We start from the raw sequence: 17,016 nt of genomic DNA, 5'->3' as shown, positions 1-17,016 counted from the left end.
ATTGCCGGCCAATGCAGCGGTGGTGCTGTGGTGATCGCGCAGATTGCGCCTGCGTAAGCGGAACTCGCGCAAAGCCTGCCGCGGGCGCTACGCGGCGAACTTGTCGACCAGGAAGTCCACGAACGCCCGCACGCGCGACGACATATGCCGCGCGTGCGGGTAGAGCAGCATGAAGGGCCGGGTGGCGCTGCCGAACTGCGGCAGTACCTCCATCAGCCTGCCGTCGCGCAGGTCCTGCTCCACCACGAAGCGGTAGGTCTGGAACAGCCCCGCGCCGCTGCGCGCCAGCGTGACGCCGCCCAGCACATCGTCCGAGCAGCTGTAGCCGCCGGTGGTGGCTACATCGACCATCTCGCCGCCTTCGCGGAACACCCACGGAATGTGCCGGCCGCTGCTGGGCAGCTCGAACTGGATGCAGTCGTGCGCCTGCAGCGCATCCAGCGAATCCGGCACGCCGGCCCGCGCCAGGTAGGCCGGCGCCGCCACCAGCACCAGTTCGGCGTCTTCGAGCTTGCGCGCGATCAGGTTGGAATCGTCGGGCGCGCGGCCGCGCACCGACAGGTCGAAGCCGTCGTCGGCGAAATCCACATTGCTGTTGCTGATGTGGGTCTCGATCTCCACTTGCGGGTAGCGCGCCCGGAACTCGGGCAGCACGGGCAGTACGCGATAGTGCGCGTAGGGGGTCGGCAGGCTGATGCGCAGCAGGCCGGCCGGGCTGGTGTGCCGGCCGGAGACCTGCCGCTCGGCATCCACCAGTTGCGCCAGCGCTCGGCGCGCCTGCTCGAAATAAGCGCGGCCTTCGTCGGTGAGCCGGATCTGCCGCGTGGTCCGCACGAACAGCCGCACGCCAAGCCTTCCTTCCAGCCGCGACACCGAGCGGCTGACCGCCGCTGGCGTGACGCTGGCCGCCACCGCCGCCGCCGTGAAGCTGCTCAGTTCCGCCGCCAGGCAGAACAGTTCTATGCTGCCCAGTTGCAGATCGTCGAATTGCCGTTTCATCTTGCGTGCAGTGTGCGGGCCATGACGTCGTCAGCCAGGCCGCCGATTGCCGTAGCCGGGCCCGGGCGCGCCGCAATGGTCGTGGTGGAAGGGAGTGCGCTCATGGGCTGGTCTTGTCGAATGCGGTCGTGCGAATGCTAGTGCGGATGCGGCGTGCTTCCAGCTTACTGCACGAGCCGGGCAGCAGTGTAGCGCGAGGCCATGCGCCGCGCATGTTGCGCCACGCGGACGGCAGCGGGAAACCTGGGCACTTCGTCACGGCTGGCCCGGGGGGCGCTCAGGACTCGGCCGGGGTGTTGGCCGCGGCGGTCCAGGCGCAGATAAAGGCATCCGCGATGGTGGTGGCCAGCTTTTCGCCGGCGGACCACTTCATGGTTTCGAGATGCAGGGGCACGGCCACGGCGCCGTGGATCGCCACCACGATGCTGTCCGTGGCCAGTTTCAGCGACATGGGATGGCGCGGCAGCGTGTCGAACACATCGCGTACCGCGCTTTGATAGAGCTGGTACGCGCGCATCGCCACATCCGAGCGGCCAAACGGCGTGCCGTCGCTGGTGCGCGGCACGGGCCGGCGCCGCGAGCCGGAGAACAGGATTTCGTACTGCTCGAAATGCGCGCGCCAGTGCTTGAGCATGGCCACCAGCAGCCGGCGCAGGCGTGTGGCCACCGCGGTCGCGCCGTTCGGCAGCGTCAAGCAGTCCGGGCTGGGCAGGGAGGGCTCCAGGTATGGCATCGAAGAGTACCTGGTGGTGAAGTATGTCTGCCTGGGCGGCCTGGCCGCGTAGCGGCCAGGCCGTACGCTGTTTCAGCCAGCGCCCGCGCCGAAGCGGCTCAGGCCTGCCACCGCCTCGGCCAGCTCCGCGCGCAGCACCRCGACCAGCTCCGCCGCTGGCAGGCCGCGCGACAGCTGCGCGGCCTGGCCGGCCCACTGCGCGGCGAAGGCGGCATTGCCGCGCGCCTTGGCCGCGGCATGGAGCGCCTTGCCGGCGTCGTAGACGATCGGGTAGGCCGGCAGCGGCGGGCAATCCTTCGCTTCGCCCAGTTCGGTCAGGCGGTTGACGAAGCCGCGCGCGGCGCGGCCGGAAATGGAGCGGGTCAGCGTGGTGCGGGTCGGCTCGCCTGCCAGCAGGGCGGCGCGGTAGGGCGCGTCCGCCGCGCTCTCCGGGCAGGACGCGAAGGCGGTGCCGAGCTGCGCCGCCTGCGCGCCCAGCGCCAGCGCGGCAGCAATGCCGGCGCCGTCCATGATGCCGCCGGCGGCCACCACCGGCAGCGAGGTGTTGCGCACCAGCAGTCGCACCAGCGCCAGCGTGCCGAGCTGCTCGTCACGGGCTTCGGGCTGGAACGCGCCGCGATGGCCGCCGGCTTCCCAGCCCTGCGCCACGATGGCGTGCACGCCGGCATCGGCCACCTGGCGGGCTTCCTCTACGCTGGTGGCGGTCGCCATCAGGTAGATGCCCGCATCGCGCAGCGCGGCGATCCAGGGCTGCGGCGGCAGGCCGAAATGGAAGCTCACCACGGCCGGCCGCTCTTCGAGCAGCATGGCGAACATGGCCTCGTCGGCCACGAAACTCTTGTAGATCTCGCGCAGGGTTGCCGGTGGCGTGGCGCCGAATTCGGCGAAGCTCGGCGCGAGATACGCCAGCCACTGCGCCTCGCGCGCGGCGTCTGCCACCGCGGGCGCGTGGCAGAACACATTGATATTGAACGGCCCGGTGGTCAGCGCACGGGTTTCCTGGATCAGCTTGCGGGCACCGCTGGCATCCGTGGCGCCAACGCCGAGCGAGCCCAGGCCGCCCGCGTTGGTGACGGCGGCGGCCAGCGCTGGCGTGTTGGTACCGGCCATGGGCGCCTGGATGATCGGCGCGACGATGCCGAGCCGGGATAGCAGGGAGTGTGGTTGCGCAGCGGCGGTGGGATGGTTCATGGAAGGACTCCTTCGGAAGCGGTGGTCATGCCCGCGTGCGGCATCTGGGCATCTACAGGAAAAGGACGACGGTGGCGGCCAGCAAGGCGGCCGCCGCGGCGGCAAGCGGGCCGGCGAAGCTGTGGCTGTGCGCCATCAGCGCGTCGGCCACCAGCGGCCCGGCTACCTGCCCCACGCCATAGGTGGCAGTCATGGCGGCCAGCAGGTTGAATTTCACGGCGTGGGCCACGCGCTTGGCCGCCGGCATGGCAATGGTGACGGTGCCGACAAAGGTGCCGCCGACCAGGAGCGCGCTGGCCAGGTAGGCCGGCGCGGAATGCCGCAGCGCCGGCAGGATCACGCCAACCGCCTGCACCAGCATGTTGAGGGCGAGCGCGCGCCGCGTGCCGAGGCGTTCATGCAAGGCGTGCCACAGGAAGCACGAGGGTGCCGCGCCGAGGCCGAAGACGGCCCAGACATGGATCGGATCGACATGGCCAAGCGCGTCGCGCACGAACAGCGGCAGATAGGTCGCGGTGACGATATAGCCGAAGCCGGCCAGGCCATAGCTGGCGAGCAGCGGCCACGGGCCCGGACCCGCGCCATTGCCGGCGGTGGCTTCGGCCGCGTCGGCCGCTTGCGCCGGTTGTGGCGTCACGGCTTTGCCGAGCTGGCGCCATGCCGGCAGCGACAGCACCGCCGAGCCGGCCGCGAGCACGGCCCACAGCAACGGGCTGTGCCAGCCGGCCAGGTTGCCGGCGGCGATGGCCTCGGCCGACAGCAGGATGCCGGCGCCCACGCCGGCGAACAGCAGCGGCGCGCCACGCGGGTCGCCCACCACCTGGAACAGCCACACCGAGGCGGCGACCAGGGAGATGGCGCTGAGGAATCCGGCAATGAAGCGCACGCCGATGATGAACCACGGCGCGGCGGGGAATGCCAGCGCGAGCAGGCACAAGGCGGTGCCGGCCAGGGCGATGCGGCACAGCATCGGCGTGGCGCGCGGCGAGATGCGGGTCACCGCAAGCGCGCCTGCCAGGTAGCCCGCATAGTTGGCGGAAGCGGCCAGTGAGCCGGCGCTGACGGTGAGCAGGCCGTCGCGCACCATGATCGGGTACATGCCCGTGAAGGCGAAGCGGCCAAAGCCCATGCCGACTGACAGCACCAGCGAGGCGGCCAGCGCCGGCAGCCAGTGCGCGATGGCCATGTGCGAGGCAGCGCCGCCGGGCTGCGCGAGGCGCTCCGGTTGTGCCTTAGCCATGCTGGAGCTCGCGCAGGAAGGCGGCATATGCCGAGGTCATGAAGCCCGAGCGGCGTACCAGGAAGGTATGCGCCGTGCGCACCGGCACGGCCTGCAGCGCGGCGGTGTCCGGATGCAGCGCGAGCAGGGAGCGGGGCACGATGGCGACGGCCGAGCCCGCCGTCACGCACGCCAGGATGGCATGGTAGGAGGACAGTTCCAGCATGTTGAGCACCGGGCGCGGGCCGTCCGAGCTGGCCAGCCAGTCCTCGATGCACATGCGGTAGGTACAGCCGCGCGAGAAAGTGGCCAGGCTGCGCAGCGTGAGGTCCTGCGGCGAGCGTACCGGCGGATGGCTCGGCGGCAGCACCAGCACAAGCTCTTCGGAGAAGAGAAAGCTCCCCTCCAGGCCCGGACCCAGCGCGTCCATGTCCAGCGCTTCGGGGGCGCCGTCGCCGGGATGCGCCACCACGGCGCAGTCGATACGATGCGCAAGCAGGGCGTCGATCAGCGCCTGCGTGGTGCCGGTCTGGATCTCGATGCGCACGTCCGGCCACTTGCCGTGGTAGCGCGCCAGCGGACGCGGCAACCGGGCGGCCGCCGAGCTTTCCATGGCACCCACCCGCAGCGTCCCGGACGGCAGGTCGGCGCGCATCGACTGGCGGGCTTCCTCTGCCAGCGCCAGCAGGCGCTCGGTGTAGCCGAGAAAGCGCTGGCCCTCGGGGGTCAGCGTCATGCGTTTGCTGTCGCGCAGGAACAGGGCCACGCCGAGTTCCTCCTCGAGTTGCTTCACGCGCGTGGTGACGTTGGACTGCACGCGGTCCAGGGCCTTGGCGGCACGGGTGACGCTTTCTTCGAGCGCCACCGCCCTGAAGATTTCCAGTTCGGCGAGGTCCACGGGCAAATCCTTCGATGCAGAACGGACCGGAGTTCGTTCTTAAAAAGAGAATGTATCGTTGTTAACTATCATCTATGGGGATAAATAAGTCAAGAAAACCCTGCCATGCGCGGGGAATGCGCACGGGAATGCGCACGGGTGGCCGCCTGCAAGGCCGTGCAGGACGCGCGGGACCGGGCGCTCAGCGCCGCCGGGATTTCGGGCCCGGGCCGGGGCGATAGCGTGCGCGCAGGGTTTGCAGCAGCAGCGGCAGGGCCGGCGCCGGGTTTCCGGGGGCCAGGGCCAGCGCCACGCCGATGCGCAGCACGGCGGCTTCCTTGAGCGGTTTGTAGATCACGCCCACCCGCGCCATGGCCTGCAGCGAGGCTGGCACCAGCGCCACGCCCTGGCCGTCGGCGATCAGCCCGAGCAGCACATGATGGTCGGACGGCTCGGGCAGGCGGGGTGGCGCGTAGCCGAGCGTGCGGAACAAGGCTTCGTAGTGGTCGAAGTAGGCCGGGTTGAAGCGCCGCTGGAACCAGAACAGCGGATCGGACTGCAGTTCCAGGATGGAAATGCGCTTGCGTCGGGCCAGGCGGTGCGTGGCCGGCAGCGCGGCCACCAGCGGGTCGTCGAACAGATGCTCGACCTCCAGTTCGCCGGTGGCCGAGGGCAGGCCGATCAGCGCGGCGTCGAGCGCGCCGCGCCGCAGGTCGGCGATGGATTGCTGCGAGATCTGCCGCTTCTGCACCAGCCGCACGTCGGGTGCCCGCGCCTGCAGTGCCGGCGCCAGCCACGTGAACAGGGCGGCGTCCACCACGGTGGTGATGCCAAGGCGCAGGCCGCCGACGCGCCTGGCGCGCTTGCGGGCACGGGCGAGCAGGGCGTCGGCGCTGGCCAGCAGCTCGCGCGCCTCGGGCAACAGCTGGCTGCCGGCCGGGGTGAGCGACACGCCATTGCGGTCGCGCTCGAACAGGCGCGCGCCGATGGTTTCCTCGAGCGCCTGGATCTGCCGGGTCAGCGGCGGCTGCGTGATCGACAGGCGCTCGGCCGCGCGGCGAAAGCTCAGTTCGTCGGCCACGGCCACGAAGTAGTTGAGTTGCCAGAGTTCCAGGCGGGGCTGCATGGGCTTCGCGATCCTTGCTTGCTGATACGCGCAAGGTATCACGCCGAAGGCATTGGCGGCATGCGAGGGCGCTCGCTAAGCTTGCCTCACCGACTCACCGACTCACCGACTCACCGACTTACCGGACCAAGGAAACAGCCAATGACCCCGCAGACCATGGCACTCGGCCGCGCGCAGCTTGCCGCCATCGAAAACACCACCGACGCTTCAATCCTCGCTGCGCTCGGCGACATCGCCCCCGATCTCGCCAGCCTTGCCATCGGCTTTGTCTACGGCGAGATCTATCCGCGCGACGGGTTGACGCTGCCGCAGCGGCAACTGGTCACCGTGGCCGCGCTGGCCGCCATGGGCGGGCTCGAACCGCAACTGAAGTTCCACCTGGCGGGCGCACTGAACGCGGGCTGCACGCCGGCCGAGCTGGTCGAGTCCATGATCCACCTGGTGGTCTACGCAGGCTTCCCGGTGGCGCTCAACGGCATGGCCGTGCTGAGGACGGTCTTTGCCGCCGCGGGTATCGGCGTGGCGGCATCTGCATCGCCGCAGCCGGTGAGCGCCTCGCGCTACCAGGCCGGGCTTGAACGCCTGCGCGAGATCGACGGCGAGGCCGGCGAGCGCGTGATCGCCTCGCTGCAGGAAATCGCCCCCGACCTGGGCCGCTTCATCATCGAGTTCGGCTTCGGCGACATCTACGCACGCTCCGGGCTGGACTTGGTTTGCCGCGAGATGATCACGGTGGCCGCGCTGGCGGCGATGGGCTCGGCCACGCCGCAGCTCAAGGTCCATATGCACGGCCTGCTGAACGTGGGCGGCACGCAGGCGCAGATGGTGGAGGCCATCATCCAGGTCGCGGCCTATGCAGGGTTTCCGCGCGCCATCAACGCGGCGCTGGCGGCGAAGGACGTCCTGGCCGAACGCGCGCTGGCACGGCACTGACCGCGCGCGCGGGCTGGCTGCTCAGGCCTGCGGCAGGCGGGGTTCGGCGTCGAACAGCCGCGCCACCCAGTCGATAAAGACGCGCACCTTGGCCGTCAGGTGCCGGTTGCGCGGGTACATGACGAACAGCGGCAGCGTGCCGGCGTTCCACTCGGGCAGCACCGGCACCAGTCGCCCGCTGGCCAGGTGTTCGCGCACAGGCCGGTCCGTGGCACTGACGGATCCATCGAAACCAATACGCCGAGGTACAAGATGAAAACCCCACGCAAGAAAATGCTCGCCATGGCATCCGCCGTGCTGCTTGCCGCGCTCACGCTGCCGGCGCTCGCCGCGCAACAGCCGGCGTTCGATAGCTTCAGCCAGGGCGCCCGCAAGCCTGACGCCTTCTCCGACGGCGCGCGCCAGCGCGACGCGTACCAGGACGGTGCGCACCAGGGTACCGACGCCGGCGCAATCGCCATGATGAACCGCGACGTGTTCACCGATGGCACACGCGATGTGCGTGCCACGGACCGCATGGCGAGTTGATGCTCTTGTGCGGAGGGCGCAGGGCGGTGGGCGCTGCTGCCCACCGTTGCTGGCGTTGCGGGCGTTGATGCCAGGCAGCCTAGAGCCGACGGCCCTCGTGCTGTGGATTTCCCGGATTCCCCGGAACTTGCGCATGGCGCTGTGCCGGCGCCGGCCGCGCGAGAAGCTGGCGGATCGAGGCAAGGTAGCGGTCCCCGACCTCACGGGTGGCGCGGCCAGCCTGGTTGCGCAGTGCGCGTCGGCTCGGTGGCGTGACCTTCAGGCTGCGGCAGATTGTCGAAAGATAGGGCTTGCGGTCACCGGCCAGGCGTTGGGCGGCTGCCTGCAGGGCCGCGTCGCCAATCCGTTCCCGCAGCCATGCCAGGACCTGGCGATCATATTCATTCTGTACCCGGACCAGATGTTCCATGCTGGGCTCCCCGCGAATACTGTTCATCCATACAGTAACTGTAAATATATACAGTATTCGGGGATTTTCAAGGAACGGTTCGATGGAAAGCCGGCTGGCTGGTCCGGTTGTGATTGACCAGCCGCTACCGGCGAACTGCTGTCGCCCCCCTGCAAGCCGTGGAATTCGAGGTGAACGTGCCGTGCGGCACGTTCGAAACAGGACCGCCAGATGTCACTTCCGGGGGGGCAGGCGTCGTGGCAGGCGAGGCTGGCCAGCCGAATCGCAAGCAGCCTGCGCGGCCGATGCAGCCCAGGCGTAGCTGCTCACCCGCGGCGTACCGCGGTCACCTTTCCCCCCTTGACGTCCAGCGTGCGGCGCTGCGGGTTGTAGTCCATGGTTGCGGGCATATGCTGGCCTTCCCGGTCACCAAACCGCCAGGCGCAGCCCTGGAGCAGGGTGACGGCGTCTGCCTCGGCCTTGCCGATCAGGGCATCATCGCCAACCTTGTCTGCCTGGCAGCCTTCCGGCGTGCCGCGGCCGCCTTGCGGGCCCGGGTTCGGCACCGGGGTCGCTGTCTGGGCGGCACATCCCGCCACGAGTGCCGCGCATACGAGCGCGCCCGAAAACGCGGCATTCCGGATCCTTGGTCCTTGCTTTTCTGGCATGCGATATTCCGTCCATGTGCGATGGATTCAATCTATACCAGATGTTCCATGACGGGCTCTCGCGCATACCGCGCATTCCTACACTAGCCGCACGCCGCGCTCAGCGCAGCGGCCGGAACGCGGCACGCACCTCGGTGCTGAACAGGACCGGCTCTTCCCAGGCCGCGAAGTGGCCGCCCTTGTCCACCTGGTTGTAGTAGATGAGGTTGCGGTAGGCGCGTGCGGCCCAGTTCTTCGGCGGCCTGTAGACCTCCCCGGGGAAGATCGTCACCGCCGCCGGGATCGAGATGCTGGCTACATTGGGGCTACTGGCGTTGGTTTCCCAGTAGATCCGCGCGCTTGCGGGGCCTGTGTTGGTCAGCCAGTAGAGTGTGATGTCGTCGAGCATCTCGTCGCGGGTGAGCGAGCGCTCCGGTTCGCCGCGGGTGAACACCCAATCAGCGATCTTGTCGTAGATCCACGCCGCCAGTCCCACCGGCGAATCGGCCAGGGCGTATGCCATGGTTTGGGGGCGCGTCCCCATGATCGCGGCGTATCCAAAGCCCTTGCCAAGGAACTCCCTGGCTTGGTCAAACACCGCCTTTTCTTCGGCGGTGAGGATCGCCGGTGCCGGATCGCCATTCTTCAGCGCCTTCGCGACGTCCGGCGGGAGAGTCGTCGCGCGCTCGACCCTGTTGACGTGGATGCCGAGCAGACCCTCGGGAGCTTGACGGCCCATGGCATCGCAAATGATGGCACCCCAGTCGCCGCCTTGCGCGACGTAGCGCGTATATCCAAGGCGCTTCATGAGGACGTCCCACGCGCGGGCGACGCGGTCCGGGTTCCAGCCGGTGCCCGTGGGCTTGCCTGAAAAGCCGAAGCCTGGAATGGACGGAATCACAAGATGGAAGGCATCCTCGGCGGCCCCGCCGTGCGCCGTGGGATCGGTCAGCGGGCCGATGACTTTCAGCAGCTCGAAGACCGAACCGGGCCAGCCGTGGGTCATGATGAGTGGCAATGCTTGCGGATGACGGGAGCGCACGTGGATGAAATGAATGTCCAGGCCGTCGATATTCGTCAGGAACTGCGGCAAGGCGTTGAGTTTCGCCTCTGCCTTTCGCCAGTCGTAGCTCGTCCCCCAGTACTGCACGAGTGCCTGGAGCTTTACGAGCTGCACTCCCTGGGAGCGGTCACTCACCGTTTCAGGGTCAGGCCAACGCGTCGCGGCGAGCCTGCGGTGAAGGTCGGTGAGCGCTGCTTGCGGAACATGAACGCGAAAGGGGCGGATGGCATCTGCCGCATAGCGCTGCCCCGCGTCGGGCTGGACGGCAGCCATGACGGGGCGGAACATCGCAAGGGCTGCCGTTGCCGCTCCGCTCAGGAGCAGGGCTCGGCGCGACAGGACGGGAGCCCTGGTTGATTCCTGTGTGCTCATCTTGCACCTCATGTGCCGTGGTTTCCTGGATCAAGGTCGTATCAAGGAGCGACAAAGCGCGACAAGGAGCGACTCACTTGACCGGCACGACCAGCGGAGCCCCTTTTTTAACGATATACGTTGCCAGCTCCGACGCCTTGCCGCCGCCGACATTTTTCGCCGAGTGCGCCGTTCCGGCCGGAATGAACAAGGCCTCGCCGGCCTTGAGCGTGACCGGCGCCTTGTCGCCGAGCTGATACTCCAGCGTGCCTTCGAGGACATAGGCAATCTCTTCGCCCGGATGCGCGTGCTTGGGTGCGAACGCGTCACGGTCGAAGTCGACCCGCACCTGGACGGCCTCGCGCCCGGGCACGCTCAGATCCTGCTGCAGGAGATCGGTGCGGTGGATTCCCGCTTGCTGCGCCTGCGCCGCCTGCATCGTCAATCCGCTGCCGAGAACAAGTAACGCTGCCGCCATGATTCGAGTCGATTTCATTTGGTGTCCCTTCGTCGTTGAGGCCAGAGGAGACGCCATTTCAGCAGCGGCACGTATCGGCGATGTATCGGCCGGAGGGGATTGTTGTAACCCAGTGTCCGCGCGGCGGTGGTGGATACACGAGGGTACAGGGCGGACCCGCGCCGAACCACCGCGCCGAACCACCGCGCCGAGCCGCCGGTGGTCTATCCGGCACGAAATGCTGGCCCGGGAAGCCACGGCGCGCATCGGCCTGCCTGGCTGCACCGAGCGGRCCCTGGACGGAGTCCGACTGGCCCGCGCGCGGCCTCGGCTCCCCGGTTGCAACGGCCCGGATGGTCAGGCAAGCAGGCCGAACTCGCGCAGCGCGGGCACGAAGTTCGCATTCTCATGGCCGCCCCGCGTGAGCTTGAGCAGGGCGAATCGCTGCAGCGAGGTCAGGCCCTGCCAGCAGACGCGCCCGCCCAGCATGATTGCCAGCGCATCGGCCCTGGCACGGATCGGCGCGGGGATGTCGCTGGTTACCTTCCACAGCGGATAGTCGTCGACCGCCACCGGCGAGGGCTGCTCACCGATGGCGAGCAGCGCGTCGCAGACGTAGTCCCGATAGGTCGCGATCTCCGCCTGGGTCCTTGCCGGCATGGCGGCAAGGTCCGCGCGCGTGGCGTGATCGAAGCGGTTCCAGGCGCGCAGCGACAGCTTGATCCCGCACAGGTCGAGGTTGAAGCGAACGATCATCGGGACGCATCGCAGCGTGGCGACGAAGTCGGCTTCGAATGCGAAGAATGGGCCGCTCATGTCTTTGGTCTCCTCTTGTCCGTGGGCGCGTTTGCTGCCGGCGCGTCAGTAGACGTCCCTGACATAGCGCTTGCCGGCGGACATTGCCGTCACGTAGTCGCCGGCGGCTTCCTGGCTCAGGCCGCCATGCACCTGCACGACGTCCCTCAGGGCCGCGTCCACGTCCTTGGCCATGCGGCTGGCGTCGCCGCATACGTAGAAATGCGCACCCGCCTCGAGCCATGCCCATAGCTGCGCGCCCTGTTCGCGCATGCGGTCCTGCACGTAGATCTTGTCGGCCTGGTCGCGCGAGAAGGCGAGATCGAGGCGCGTCAGCAGGCCCTTGTCGCGCATGGTCTCCAGCTCGTCGCGGTAGTAGAAGTCGCTGGCGGCGTGCTGCTCGCCGAAGAACAGCCAGTTGCGGCCGCGGTCGCCACGCGCGAGCCGTTCGTGCAGGAAGCCGCGGAATGGCGCGACGCCGGTGCCCGGCCCGACCATGATCATGGGCGTGTCGCCGCTGCGCGGCGGGCGGAAGTGCGCGGATTTCTGCACGAACACCGGCACGCTGACACCGTCAGCGCGGTCGGCCAGGAAGGTGGACGACACGCCTTTGCGCTGGCGCCGTCCGTTGTGGTAGCGCACGGCGGCCACGGTCAGGTGCACTTCGCCGGCATGGGCCCTGGGGCTGGAGGCGATGGAGTACAGGCGCGGCTGCAAGCGCTTGAGCGTGCCCAGCAGCTCGGCCGCGCTGAGTTGCGCCGGGTATTCGTGCAGCACGTCGGCCAGCTGCTGGCCCCATAGCCACTGTTTGAGGTCGTCCTTGCGCGATGCGGCCAGCAGCGACTTCAGGCCCGGGTTGGTGCTGCGCGCGGCGATCATGGCGAGTGCGTCGGGGCCCGGACGGGCGATCTCGAAATGCTTGCCGAGCGCATCGGCCAGGCGCATCTCGCCCAGTCCCGGCACCGTCACCGCGGTGTCGGCGCGCAACTGGCTCACGGCGAGCAGTTCGTCCACCAGCCCGGGGCAGTTGCTCGGCCATACGCCAAGTGCGTCGCCGGCTTCGTACTCCAGCCCCGAATCGCCCACGTCGAGCGCGAAGTAGCGCGTGTCCTTGTTGCCGCCCTGCCGGTTCAGGCGCAGGTTCTGCAGCAGCCGCGAGGGCGCCGGGCTGGCCTTGGTGGGGACGGTGCCGGGAATCACGGCGGGAATCATGCCTTCGGGCGGGGTGGCGTGCAGCGCGGCGTGCTCCGCCTTGATGCGCGCCGTCACGTTATCCAGCCATGCGTCGGCGGTGGCCTGGAAGTCGCTGTCGCAGTCGACCCGTTCCAGCAGCGCACGCGCTCCCAGTTGCGCGAAGCGCGCATCGAGCTTGCGGCCGTGGCCACAGAACTGGTCGTAGCTGCTGTCGCCGAAGGCCAGCACGGCGTAGCGCAGGTGCTCCAGGCGCGGCGCGAGGTCCGCCGCCAGCGCTTGCCAGAAACCCTGGCCGTTGTCGGGCGCATCGCCGTCGCCGAAGGTGCTGCTCATCAGTAGCAGGTACTGCGTCTTGGCCAGGGAGGCGAGCTTGTAGTCGGCCATGCAGGCGCTACGGATCTCGAAGCCGGATTCCATCAGCGCGGTGGCGTAGCGCTCGGTCAGCGACTCGACATTGCCGGTCTGCGAGGCCCACAGCAGCGTGACCACGGGGCGCGCGCCGACGATCTTGATGGCGGGCTCGGCCACCCCGGTCGGGGAGGTCCCGGTGGCCGGCGCGGCCGGTGCGCCAGGCACGGCCGCGGGCACGGCGTTGCCGGCATCGGCGCGGCAGAACATGCCGGCCAGCAGGCCGTTGAGCCAAAGCCGTTTTTCAGGGGCCACCGGTGCGCTGGCGGGCAGCATCGGCGCGGCCTGGCCCGACGCGCCGCCGGCCAGGCGCAGGCCGCCAACGAAGCCGGCCAGGTAGAGGCGCTCCGCGTCGCCGAGCACGGGTGCGCTGGCGGCGGGGAGGTCGAGCAGGGCGGCGAATGCGTCGATGCGGGTCATTTCGGATTCCGTGGTCATGCTGTCAGGCTGGGCTGGCGCGTRCCGGGCTGCTTGGACTGCTTGGGCTGCTTGAGCTGATTGGGGCGTGGCGTGCTCTTGCGGCGCATCCTGCCCGGCTTGCGCGGGCACGTCGGCGACGCGGCTGAGTGCCACCGCGCAGAACTTGAGCTCGGGCTGCCGGGAGATCGGGTCGACCGCATCGCTGGTCACGGCGTTGATGCACAGCTCGTCGCCATAGGCGTCGTTCCAGTGCATCGGTGCAAAGCAGTTGCCGGCGCGCACGCGTTCGGTCACCACCGCCGGGAGCACGGCGCGGCCGCGGCGCGAGCGGATCTCGACGCGGTCTTTGTCGCGCACGCCGAGCGCCTGCGCGTCTTCCGGATGGATTTCGACGAACGGCCCGGGATTGAGCTTGTTGAGCATCGCCACCTTGCCGGTCTTGGTCATGGTGTGCCACTGATGCTGCAGGCGGCCGGTATTGAGCACGATCGGGTATTCGCGGTCGGGCATCTCGGCGGGATCGGCATGCGGACGCGCGAAGAACACGCCTTTGCCTTGAGGCGTGGCGAACCACAGGCGCGGAGGTTCGCCGCCGGCGGGCGTCATCGGCGCCTGATGCGTGCCGTCGTTGAGGTAGCGCAGCGGATTGCGATCCGGTCCGTGCGCGCTGGAGCAGGGCCACTGCAAAGGCGTCTCGCGCAGGCGCAGATGGCTGGCGCCGCGCAGGTCGTAGCCGGTCTTGGGATTGTCGAAGCCAGTGATCTCGTCGAAGACCTCCGCCGCGCTGCGATAGCCGAAGGCGTCGGCATAGCCCATCTCGCAGGCCACCCGCGCGATGATCTGCCAGTCGGGCAGCGCCTCGCCGGGCGGGGCGATGGCCTGCTGCATCAGCGTCATATTGCGTTCGGAGTTGATCATCACGCCTTCGGCCTCGGCCCACAGCGCGCCCGGCAGCAGCACGTCGGCGTAGCGGTTGGTCTCCGTGTCGAGGAAGGCGTCCTGGGCAATCACCAGCTCGGCTGCCTGCAGCCCCGCGATCACGTTGGCGCGGTTGGCCACGGTGGCGACCGGATTGGTGCAGATGATCCAGCAGGCCTTGATGTCGCCGGCGGCCATGCGCGCGAACATGTCGACGGTGCCGCCGCCCAGTCGCGTGTGCAGGGTGCCCCCGGGCACGCCCCAGCGCTGTTCCGTGAATGCGCGGTCCTCCTCCACCAGCACCGAGCGCTGGCCCGGCAGGCCAGGACCCATGTAGCCCATCTCCCGGCCACCCATGGCGTTGGGCTGGCCGGTCAGCGAGAACGGCCCGCTGCCGGGGCGGCAGATCTTGCCGGTGGCCAGGTGCAGGTTGCAGATGGCGTTGGTGTTCCAGGTGCCGTGGGTGCTCTGGTTCAGGCCCATGGTCCAGCAGCTCATCCACTCGGGCGCATCGCCGATCCACTCGGCGGCCTGGCGCACCTGGGCGGCGGGGATGCCGGTGATCTCCTCCACGCGCTCGGGCGTGTAGTCGTCCAGGAAGGCCGGCATGGCCTCCCAGCCTTCGGTGAATTCGGCGATGAAGGCGGGATCGGTCTTGCCGTTCCTGTGCAGCAGGTGGAGCAGGCCGTTGAGCAGGGCCAGGTCGGTGCCCGGCTTGATCTGGAGATACAGGCCGGCCTTGTCGGCGGTGGCATTGCGGCGCGGGTCCACCACGATCAGCCGCGCACCGGCCTTGACGCGGTCCATCATGCGCAGGAACAGGATCGGGTGGCAGTCGGCCATGTTGGCGCCGCTCACGAAGAACAGGTCGGCGCGGTCGAAATCCTGGTAGGAACCGGGCGGACCGTCGGCGCCCAGTGACAGCTTGTAGCCGCTGCCGGCGCTGGCCATGCACAGGCGCGAATTCGACTCGATGTTGTTGGTGCCGACGAAGCCTTTGGCAAGCTTGTTGATGAGGTACTGCGCCTCGATCGACATCTGCCCGGACACATAGAACGACAGCGCATCCGGGCCGTGCGTATCGAGGATGGCCCGCAGCCTGCGGGCGGTGTCGGAAATGGCCTGCGCCATCGGCAGCGGCACCGGGTCCTGCTTGCGCTGGCGGCGCACGAAGGCATGCTCCAGCCGGCCGGACTTGCGCAGCGCCACGTGGGCGGACGAGCCCTTGGTGCACAGGCGGCCGAAGTTGGTGGGATGCTCCTTGTCGCCGGAGATCTTCACCACCTGCTCGTTTTCCACGTGCAGGGTCATGCCACAGCCGACGCCGCAATACGGGCAGACAGTGTTGACGGTGCGGGCGTTGCCGCTGGCGGTGCTCATGCGCAGGTTTCCAAAAAAAAGCGCCCTGCCGGTGCAGTCGAAAGACTGAACAGGCAGGGCGCCGTTGCCCAAGCTCGTGCTGATGCTACGAATGCAGTGAATTCATCGAGGGACCGGCATTGATCCCGTGCTGAAGAGGTCTACGCAAGTAGCGCGCCAGGTGTTGGGCGGTGCTTTTGGCGCGGCGCGGTGCGCGAATGCACAAAACCGGTGCTTACTGGGGCCGGTTTTGTGCATTGCGGGAGCGGCGGGCGTTGCGATCGGCCCGGCGTGAGGCGCCGGACCCCGGCGCGGGTGGCGCCGGCTCATCGTGGCAGTGGCCGCAGGGTCATCCCGGGTCCTCCCGGGCAGGGAGCGCGGCAGGCGGTGGCCGGGCAAGCGGCCGGATCCTGCGCGGCGCGAAGCGCTAGGCGGCCCGCCCGGCGCGGTGGCTGAGACCCATGCGGCAGGCCAGGTCGAAGGCATTGGTCATGGCGTCGGCCGTGGCCGCGCCCCGGCCGACGATATCGTAGGCGGTGCCGTGGGCCGGCGTGGTGACCGGGATCGGCAGGCCGCCCTCCACCGTGACGCCCACCTCGAAACCCAGCAGCTTGGTCGCGATCTGGCCCTGGTCGTGATACATGGTGACGATGCCGTCCAGATGGCCGTTGCGCGCGCGCACGAAGATGGTGTCGGCGGGATAGGGGCCTTCGGCGTGATAGCCGGCGGCGCGGGCCTGTTCGATGCCGGGCGCAATGATGTCGCCTTCCTCGCTGCCGTAGTTGCCGTTGTCGCCGTTGTGCGGGTTGAGGCCGCACACGCCGATGCGCGGCGCGGCGTTGCCGGAAGCCTTGAGGGCGTCGGTGAGCATGCGGATGGCGCCGTCGATGCCGCCGGGCGTGAGCAGCGACGAGACCGCCTTGAGCGGTACATGTGAGGTCACCCGCGCGGTCCAGAGCTTGTCGAGCACATTGAATTCACCGCAGCGGCCCTGGTAGTCCAGCAGCCTGGCGAACCAGCGCATCTCGTCTTCCTCTTGCATGCCGCCCAGGCGCAGCGCGCCCTTGTTGAGCGGGCCGAAGCACAGCGCGTCCGCCTGGCCGGCGGTGACCATGCGCGCGCCCAGCGTCAGCGCCTCCAGCATGAAGGCGCCATTGTCGCGGGCGGCCACGCCGGCGGCGAAAGTGGCGTTCATGCCGGGCCAGTCGACGATCTCCAGCCAGGGAGCCGCCTGCGGCACGGGCACGCCGGCCGCGCGGGCGCCGGCTTCCAGCGCGGCGCGGCTGGCGATCAGCGCCACCTGCGCGCGCCCGGGCAGCGCGGGATCGGCGAGCAGCCGCGCGGTGATCTCGGGGCCGATGCCGGCGGGGTCGCCGATAAAGAGTGCAATGCGGGGCAGGGCTGCCATGT

General features: G+C 68.9%; 16 protein-coding genes and 1 pseudogene. 3 read left to right on the top strand and 14 right to left on the bottom strand.

From position 1 onward, the window contains the following. Nucleotides 1-87 precede the first annotated feature (87 nt). Entirely contained in the window at nt 88-999 is a 912-nt protein-coding gene (locus AC1DK4_RS00395) for a substrate binding domain-containing protein (protein ID WP_441614912.1), read from the bottom strand. Between the two features lie 277 nt (nt 1,000-1,276). Continuing rightward, nucleotides 1,277-1,666 carry a hypothetical protein gene (locus AC1DK4_RS00390; protein WP_441614910.1) on the bottom strand — a complete coding sequence of 130 codons (390 nt, stop codon included), beginning with the start codon at nt 1,664-1,666 and terminating at the stop codon, nt 1,277-1,279. Between AC1DK4_RS00390 and AC1DK4_RS00385 the strand changes: the two are divergent. After that, a pseudogene (locus tag AC1DK4_RS00385) lies at nt 1,659-1,784 on the top strand (aldehyde dehydrogenase family protein); the annotation flags it as partial. The gene AC1DK4_RS00390 and the pseudogene AC1DK4_RS00385 overlap by 8 nt on opposite strands. Nucleotides 1,785-1,804: 20 nt before the next feature. Here the strand turns inward: AC1DK4_RS00385 and AC1DK4_RS00380 are convergent. The 4 genes from AC1DK4_RS00380 to AC1DK4_RS00365 form a co-directional block, all read right to left on the bottom strand. Continuing rightward, nucleotides 1,805-2,923, bottom strand: coding sequence for an NAD(P)H-dependent flavin oxidoreductase (locus AC1DK4_RS00380; RefSeq protein WP_477131353.1), 1,119 nt, complete (start codon nt 2,921-2,923; stop codon nt 1,805-1,807). A 52-nt stretch (nt 2,924-2,975) separates the two neighbouring features. Then, nucleotides 2,976-4,163 carry a YbfB/YjiJ family MFS transporter gene (locus AC1DK4_RS00375; protein WP_441614906.1) on the bottom strand — a complete coding sequence of 396 codons (1,188 nt, stop codon included), beginning with the start codon at nt 4,161-4,163 and terminating at the stop codon, nt 2,976-2,978. Beyond that, the gene (locus tag AC1DK4_RS00370; RefSeq protein ID WP_441614904.1) at nt 4,156-5,040 is read right to left on the bottom strand and encodes a LysR family transcriptional regulator; all 885 of its coding nucleotides are present in this window, start codon (nt 5,038-5,040) and stop codon (nt 4,156-4,158) included. Before AC1DK4_RS00370 ends, AC1DK4_RS00375 begins: the two co-directional genes overlap by 8 nt. Nucleotides 5,041-5,221: 181 nt before the next feature. Beyond that, entirely contained in the window at nt 5,222-6,145 is a 924-nt protein-coding gene (locus tag AC1DK4_RS00365) for a LysR family transcriptional regulator (RefSeq protein ID WP_441614902.1), read from the bottom strand. Nucleotides 6,146-6,286: 141 nt separating this feature from the next. Between AC1DK4_RS00365 and AC1DK4_RS00360 the strand changes: the two genes are divergently transcribed. Then, entirely contained in the window at nt 6,287-7,078 is a 792-nt protein-coding gene (locus AC1DK4_RS00360) for a carboxymuconolactone decarboxylase family protein (RefSeq protein WP_441614900.1), read from the top strand. Between the two features lie 21 nt (nt 7,079-7,099). Here the strand turns inward: AC1DK4_RS00360 and AC1DK4_RS00355 are convergent, their stop codons facing one another. Next, on the bottom strand, nt 7,100-7,276 hold the full coding sequence (locus AC1DK4_RS00355) for a LysR substrate-binding domain-containing protein (protein ID WP_441614898.1): 177 nt from the start codon (nt 7,274-7,276) through the stop codon (nt 7,100-7,102). Between the two features lie 54 nt (nt 7,277-7,330). On the opposite strand from AC1DK4_RS00355, the gene AC1DK4_RS00350 reads away from it, so the two are divergent. After that, nucleotides 7,331-7,606 (top strand): hypothetical protein, encoded by a 276-nt coding sequence (locus AC1DK4_RS00350; protein ID WP_441614896.1) that lies wholly within the window; start codon nt 7,331-7,333, stop codon nt 7,604-7,606. A 79-nt stretch (nt 7,607-7,685) separates the two neighbouring features. Here AC1DK4_RS00350 and AC1DK4_RS00345 read toward each other — a convergent pair whose 3' ends face one another. From AC1DK4_RS00345 to AC1DK4_RS00315, 7 genes are all read right to left on the bottom strand, one after another. Continuing rightward, complete coding sequence (locus AC1DK4_RS00345; RefSeq protein ID WP_441614894.1) at nt 7,686-8,015, bottom strand: CppA family protein; 330 nt, start codon at nt 8,013-8,015, stop codon at nt 7,686-7,688. A gap of 305 nt (nt 8,016-8,320) precedes the next feature. Then, complete coding sequence (locus AC1DK4_RS00340) at nt 8,321-8,662, bottom strand: hypothetical protein (protein ID WP_441614893.1); 342 nt, start codon at nt 8,660-8,662, stop codon at nt 8,321-8,323. A 100-nt stretch (nt 8,663-8,762) separates the two neighbouring features. Continuing rightward, on the bottom strand, nt 8,763-10,076 hold the full coding sequence (locus AC1DK4_RS00335; protein ID WP_441614891.1) for an epoxide hydrolase family protein: 1,314 nt from the start codon (nt 10,074-10,076) through the stop codon (nt 8,763-8,765). A 73-nt stretch (nt 10,077-10,149) separates the two neighbouring features. Next, on the bottom strand, nt 10,150-10,533 hold the full coding sequence (locus tag AC1DK4_RS00330) for a cupin domain-containing protein (RefSeq protein WP_441614889.1): 384 nt from the start codon (nt 10,531-10,533) through the stop codon (nt 10,150-10,152). Between the two features lie 336 nt (nt 10,534-10,869). Next, nucleotides 10,870-11,328, bottom strand: a complete 459-nt coding sequence (locus AC1DK4_RS00325; protein ID WP_441614887.1) for a nitrate reductase associated protein — start codon at nt 11,326-11,328, stop codon at nt 10,870-10,872. Between the two features lie 45 nt (nt 11,329-11,373). Then, the gene (locus tag AC1DK4_RS00320; protein ID WP_477131352.1) at nt 11,374-15,627 is read right to left on the bottom strand and encodes a molybdopterin-dependent oxidoreductase; all 4,254 of its coding nucleotides are present in this window, start codon (nt 15,625-15,627) and stop codon (nt 11,374-11,376) included. Between the two features lie 406 nt (nt 15,628-16,033). Next, a complete protein-coding gene (locus AC1DK4_RS00315; protein WP_441614883.1) occupies nt 16,034-17,014 on the bottom strand; it encodes a 4-hydroxythreonine-4-phosphate dehydrogenase PdxA in 981 nt (326 codons plus the stop codon). Nucleotides 17,015-17,016 lie beyond the last annotated feature (2 nt).

The sequence above is a fragment of the Cupriavidus sp. 05N38 genome (assembly GCF_056397345.1).
This window is presented reverse-complemented; position numbering and strand designations above follow the sequence as displayed.